The following is a 6,025-nucleotide window of genomic DNA, read 5'->3' as shown; positions in this document are numbered from 1 at the left end:
CGGGGTGAGGCTGATCAGCAGCTGACGGCGGTTGTCGGGGTTGCGGCGCCGCACGATGAACCCGCCGCGCTCGAGCGCGGTGACGAGGTCGGCCATCGCCTGCGGGGTGACGAAGGAGTTGCGCGCGAGCTCGGCGGAGGTGAGCCCGTCGCGGCGGCCCAGCACGGTCAGCGCGGTGTACTGCAGCGCGGTCACCCCGGAGTCGCGGAGCAGGTCGTCGAGGTGCGCGCGCACGACGAGCTCGACCTGCTTGACCGCGTAGAGCAGCGACGGCCGCGCCCGCGACGTGGTGGAGACCCCCTGACTCACGCGGGGATCGTCCCACGGGGCGCCGCCCGGACGTCGGACGCGCGCTCGACGGTGCCACGGAGCGACAATGAGCGCGCTCCCCGGCGTCGTGGCCCCGGCCCGACGCTCCCCCTCCTGGGAAGAGGTGCGACGGTGCCCCTGCTGCGCGCGCTGCTCGACGGCGGCCTCGACGACCCGGAGGCCGTCCGGATCGGGGACACCGCCTTCTCCGGGCCGGAGCTCCTCGGGGCGGCGTCGGTCGTCGCCGACGAGATCGCCGAGCGGCCCACCCCCACCGCGCCCGTGGCCGTCTCGGCCACCGCGAGCGCGGAGACCGTCGTCGCCATCGTCGGGTCGCTGCTGGCGGGGGCGCCCGTCGTGCCGGTCCCGCCCGACAGCGGGGCGGCCGAGCGCGCGCACCTGCTCTCCGACTCGGGTGCCGCGACGTGGTTCGGTGACAAGCCCCGGGACGTGTCGCTGCCCGGCCGGCGGGTCGACCTCTCGCGGCGCGCCGGGCACGAGGTCCGCGAACCGGTCGGCGACGGGCCCGCGCTGATCCTCTACACCTCGGGCACCACCGGGTCGCCCAAGGGCGTGCTGCTCTCCGCGGACGCGATGGCCGCGGGGCTCGACGGGCTCGCCGAGGCCTGGGACTGGACCGCGGCCGACACCCTCGCCCACGGCCTCCCGATGTTCCACGTGCACGGGCTGGTGCTCGGGGTCTTCGGGGCGCTGCGGACCGGGTCCCGCCTGGTGCACACCGAGCGGCCGACCCCGGCGAACTACGCCCGCGCGGTCGCCGAGCGCGGTGGCTCGCTGCTCTTCGGGGTGCCGACCGTGTGGTCACGGCTGGCGGACGACCCGGCGTCGGCGGCCGCCCTCACCGACGCGCGGCTGCTCGTGTCCGGCTCCGCCCCGCTGCCCGTCCCGGTCTTCGAGCGGATCCGAGAGCTCACCGGGCAGGCGCCGGTGGAGCGCTACGGCATGAGCGAGACGATGATCACCCTGGCGGTGCGGGCCGACGGCGAGCGCCGACCGGGCTGGGTCGGGGTGCCGGTGGCCGGCGTCGAGACCCGGCTGCGTGCCGTGGCCGACGGTCCCGACGGCGAGCCGGTGACGACCGACGAGGACGTCCCCGCCGACGGCGAGTCGATCGGTGAGCTGCAGGTGCGCGGCCCGTCGCTGTTCGACGGCTACCTCAACCGACCCGAGGCGACCGCCGAGACGTGGACCGCGGACGGCTGGTTCCGCACCGGGGACGCCGCCGTCGTCGACGCCGCCGGCTACCACCGCATCGTCGGGCGCCGCTCGGTCGACCTGATCAAGTCCGGCGGCTACCGGATCGGCGCGGGCGAGGTGGAGACCGCGCTGCTCGCGCACGCCGGGATCAGCGAGGCCGCCGTGGTGGGCGAGCCCGACGACGACCTCGGCCAGCGCATCGTCGCCCACGTCGTCTGCCCCGACGGCCCCGTCGACGCCCAGGAGGTCATGGACTTCGTCGGCGAGCGGCTCTCGAAGCACAAGCGCCCGCGCGAGGTCGTCGTGGTCGACGAGCTGCCGCGCAACGCGATGGGGAAGGTGCAGAAGGCGCGGCTACGTCGCTCGTAGCGTCTCGAGGCGCTCGGGCTTCGGCCAGCGCACCCTCCACACCCAGCCGAGCTTCTCGAACAGCGCGATCGCCTCCGCCGAGAGGTCGATCTCGAAGCGCCCGACACCGTGGCGGGCCGACGTCGGGTCGGCGTGGTGGAGGTTGTGCCAGGACTCGCCCATCGACAGCAGCGCGAGCGGCCAGACGTTGGTGGAGCGGTCGCGCACACGCCACGGCCGCTCCCCCACCATGTGGCAGATCGAGTTGGTCGACCACGCCACGTGGTGCGACAGCGCGACCCGCACGAGACCCGCCCAGAAGAAGGCCGTGACCGCGCCCCAGACCGTCCAGGTGATCAGCCCACCGAGCAGGGCCGGTGCGACGAACGAGGCGAAGGTGATCCAGCCGAACCCGCGGCTCACCCGGACCACGTCGCGGTCGGCGAGCAGGTCGGGGCAGTAACGGCGCTGGTCGGAGAGGGTGCGCTCGAGGATCCAACCGAGGTGGGCGTGCCAGAAGCCGCGGACGAGCGCCGCCGGCGAGGTGCCGTAGCGCCACGGCGAGTGCGGGTCGCCCTCCTTGTCGGCGAACGCGTGGTGGCGGCGGTGGTCCGCGACCCAGTGCGTGACCGGCCCCTGCACCGCGAGGCTCCCTGCGACCCCGAGCGCGACCCGCAGCGCCCGGCCGCACCGGAACGCGCCGTGGGTGAAGTAGCGGTGGAACCCGACGGTGACGCCGAGCATCGACACCACGTAGAAGCCGACGGCGAGGCCGGCGTCGAGCCACGACAGTCCCCACCCCCACGCCAGCGGGACCGCGGCGATCAGGGCGGCGAACGGCACGAGGACGGCGAGGTAGGTCATGACGTGCGGAGCGAGCGGTCGGGGCAGGGTCGCGGCAAGGCTCACGTGGTGTCTCTCGGTTCGGGGGGCGACGGGGCGACGAGGCGGCGCGCCGGGGTGGATTCGATGTCCACCATGCCCACCCGTGGTGTCGAGCGGGTCGCGCGCGGGGGTCCGGGGAACGGCGCCCGTATGAGCGTCCACGGAGTCGCCGTCCTCGACATTGGCAGTCTGCGCCCGCCGGGGTCAACGCGCCCGCCTGCCGTAGTGGCCGAGGTCCCGCGGGGGTCCGGGATGCTCCCGTGGCACGGGCGTCCGCGGGTCGCGTACGGTGATCGTCGTGCAGCGCTGGTACCGGTTTACGTGCCCGGCCCGGGAGGGGTCGGCGGGTAGACCGCTGCGCTGAACCCCCATCCCGCGAGCCGGACCCCGGACCGGCTCGGCGGGATCGCGGCGGGCTCTCCGGGTCGTCCGGCCCTTCACCCGGAGGAACCCCGATGACCGCCCCGACCCTCGCGGCACCGCTCGACGGCGCGCGCACGGCCGCCGTCAGCCCGCTGCCCTCGCCCGCGCTGCTGCGCCACGAGCTGCCTGCGCTCCCGGACGTCGCCGACGCCGTGCGCCGCGGCCGGGCCGGAGCCGTCGACGTGCTGCACGGCGACGACGACCGCCTCCTCGTCGTCGTGGGGCCCTGCTCGATCCACGACGACGAGGCCGCGCGCGAGTACGGCGCCCGGCTCGCCGCGCGGGCGGCCGCGCACGCCGACGACCTGCACGTCGTCATGCGCACCTACTTCGAGAAGCCGCGCTCGACGGTCGGCTGGAAGGGCCTGATCAACGACCCGGGCCTCGACGGGAGCTTCGACGTCGCCCGCGGCCTGCGGACCGCCCGCGCGCTGATGCTCGACCTCGCCCGCCTCGGCCTGCCGCTGGGGTGCGAGTTCCTCGACCCGATCACCCCGCAGTACCTCGCCGACCTGGTGGCGTGGGGCTCGATCGGCGCGCGGACGGCGGCCAGCCAGGTGCACCGCCAGCTCGCGAGCGGCCTGTCGATGCCGGTGGGGATCAAGAACGGGACCGACGGCGACGTGGCCGTGGCGGTGGACGCCATCGGGGCCGCCGCGGCGCCGCACGCGTTCATGGGGGTGACGCCGGAGGGGCTCGCCGGGCTGATCACGACCACCGGCAACCCCGACGCCCACCTCATCCTGCGCGGCGGCTCGGCCGGCCCGAACCACGACGCCGCCTCGGTGGCGGAGGCCGTGACCCGGCTGCAGGTGGCCGGTCGCCCGGGCCGTGTCGTGGTCGACGCGAGCCACGGGAACTCCGGGAAGGACCACCGTCGCCAACCCGGCGTCGTCGCGGACCTCGCGGGTCAGGTGGCGCGGGGCGGGCCGGTCGCGGGCGTCATGATCGAGAGCTTCCTCGTCGAGGGGCGCCAGGAGATCGGCGCCGACATGGTGCGCGGGCGCAGCGTGACCGACTCGTGCGTCGGCTGGGACACCACGGTCGACCTGCTCGACGAGCTCGCGGGGGCGGTTCGGGCGCGTCGGGGGCGGTGAGCTGGGCTCGCGGGTCGGGTCGGCGCCTCCCGCGAGGGGCACTGGGCGCATGCTCGGCGGCTCTCGGACGTGCGCTGTGCGCCCCTGATCTTCGGGTTGGCAGGCCTGCCGGAGGTGAGGGGCACATGGCGCAGGCGGGCGAGGCCTCCGGCCTGCGCTGAGTGCTGATGATCATGGGTGGGCGCCGGTGACGCGGGCCTCCCGGACGGGCTCCGGAACGATTCCGAGCCGACGGGCCGGGTGGCGTGAGCCCCAACGGGGAACCGGTCGGCGCTGACCGTTCTACGATCCCGTCCATGACAGCCGGACCATCGACGTCGGGGTCCCCGGAGGCGCCCGAGGAGCTCTCGCTCGCGGGGGAGTTCGACACGCCCGACCGGGACCGGTGGCGCGAACTCGTGGCCGGGGTGCTCTCGAAGTCGGGCCGCGAGGTCCGACCCGAGGACGCCGAGGCCGCGATCGCCACCCCGACCGACGACGGCTTCGAGATCGCCGCGCTCTACACCGCGCAGGACGCCCCGGACGTGGTCACCGGCGAGCCCGGGCTGCCCCCGTTCACGCGGGCCTCGCGCCCCGAGGGGCACGTGGCCGAGGGCTGGGGCGTCCGGCAGCGACACGCGTTCCCCGCCGACGCCGACCTCGCGCACGCCCACGACGTCGTCATGGCCGAGCTCGAGGGCGGCGTCTCCTCGCTCTGGCTCGTGCTCGGCGAGGCCGGTGGTCCTCCGGTCGAGGCGCTCCCGACGCTGCTCGAGGGCGTGCTGCTCGACCTCGCCCCGCTCGCGCTGACCGCCGGCCGCGACACCCCCGATGCGGCGGCCGCGGTGCTCAGGCTCGCGCGCGAGCACGGCGTCGCGGCCGCACTCGGGGGTTCGCTCGGCTACGACCCGCTGCTCGCCCACACCCGCGGCGGCCCCGCGCTCACCGACGCCTACCTCGAGGCGATGGCCGAGCACTCCCGGGCGGCTGCGGCCGATCACCCGGCGCTGATGACCGTCGTCGCCGACGGGCTGCCCTTCCACGAGGCCGGCGGCTCGGACGGCCAGGAGCTCGGGGCCGCGCTCGCCGCGGGGCTCCACGCCGTGCGCCTGCTGGACGACGCCGGCCTGTCGGTCGACGACGCGTTCGCCCGCGTGGAGCTCCGCCTCGCCGCCACGGCCGACCAGTTCGCCACGCTCGCCAAGCTCCGCGCCGCCCGACGGTGCTGGGACCGGATCGGGTCGGTCGCCGGAGCCTCCGAGGCCGCGCGGGCCGCCCGGGTCCACGCCGTCACCTCGCCCGCGATGATGACCACCCGCGATCCGTGGGTGAACATGCTGCGGACCACCGTCGCGTGCGTCGGGGCGGGTCTCGGGGGCGCGGACGCGGTCACGGTGCTGCCCTTCGACGCCGCGCTCGGCCTGCCCGACGACTTCTCCCGCCGCATCGCCCGCAACACCCAGGCGCTGCTGCTCGAGGAGTCCCACCTCGCGCACGTCATCGACCCGGCGGGCGGCTCCTGGTACGTCGAGTCGCTCACCGACGAGCTCGCCCACGCCGCCTGGGACGTGTTCACGACGATCGAGCGCGCCGGGGGTGCGGCCGCCGCGCTGGAGCCGGGGGAGCACGCCGACAGAGGGTCCTTGGCCGCCGCACTCGAGGAGACCTGGTCGCGCCGAGCCGGGCGGATCGCGCACCGCCGCGACCCCATCACCGGGGTGTCGGAGTTCCCGAACCTCCACGAGTCGCTGCCGCAGCGGCCGCCG

The 6,025-nt window shown here is 75.7% G+C and carries 5 protein-coding genes; 3 read left to right on the top strand and 2 right to left on the bottom strand.

The genetic code is table 11. The annotated features are described in order from the left end of the window. Positions 1-309: MarR family winged helix-turn-helix transcriptional regulator (locus tag AC0CYZ_RS29075; protein ID WP_472221591.1), on the bottom strand; the 309-nt coding region annotated here is incomplete at its 3' end. A 132-nt stretch (positions 310-441) separates the two neighbouring features. On the opposite strand from AC0CYZ_RS29075, the gene AC0CYZ_RS29070 reads away from it, so the two are divergent. Then, a complete protein-coding gene (locus tag AC0CYZ_RS29070; RefSeq protein WP_472221590.1) occupies positions 442-1,896 on the top strand; it encodes an acyl-CoA synthetase in 1,455 nt (484 codons plus the stop codon). Here the strand turns inward: AC0CYZ_RS29070 and AC0CYZ_RS29065 are convergent. Next, the gene (locus AC0CYZ_RS29065; protein WP_472221592.1) at positions 1,882-2,739 is read right to left on the bottom strand and encodes an acyl-CoA desaturase; all 858 of its coding nucleotides are present in this window, start codon (positions 2,737-2,739) and stop codon (positions 1,882-1,884) included. The two genes, AC0CYZ_RS29070 and AC0CYZ_RS29065, sit on opposite strands and share 15 nt — an antisense overlap. Positions 2,740-3,215: 476 nt before the next feature. Between AC0CYZ_RS29065 and AC0CYZ_RS29060 the strand changes: the two genes are divergently transcribed. Beyond that, complete coding sequence (locus tag AC0CYZ_RS29060) at positions 3,216-4,280, top strand: 3-deoxy-7-phosphoheptulonate synthase (RefSeq protein ID WP_472221589.1); 1,065 nt, start codon at positions 3,216-3,218, stop codon at positions 4,278-4,280. A gap of 296 nt (positions 4,281-4,576) precedes the next feature. After that, a partial coding sequence (locus AC0CYZ_RS29055) for a methylmalonyl-CoA mutase subunit beta (RefSeq protein WP_472221588.1) occupies positions 4,577-6,025 on the top strand: 1,449 nt, incomplete at its 3' end.

The sequence above is a fragment of the Actinomycetospora sp. genome, assembly GCF_055612215.1.
This window is presented reverse-complemented; position numbering and strand designations above follow the sequence as displayed.

Excerpts from the sequence above, each read along its gene's own strand:
- AC0CYZ_RS29065 (WP_472221592.1), bottom strand. The coding sequence starts at position 2,739 with ATGACCTACCTCGCCGTCCTCGTGCCGTTCGCCGCCCTGATCGCCGCG.
- AC0CYZ_RS29060 (WP_472221589.1), top strand. The coding sequence starts at position 3,216 with ATGACCGCCCCGACCCTCGCGGCACCGCTCGACGGCGCGCGCACGGCC.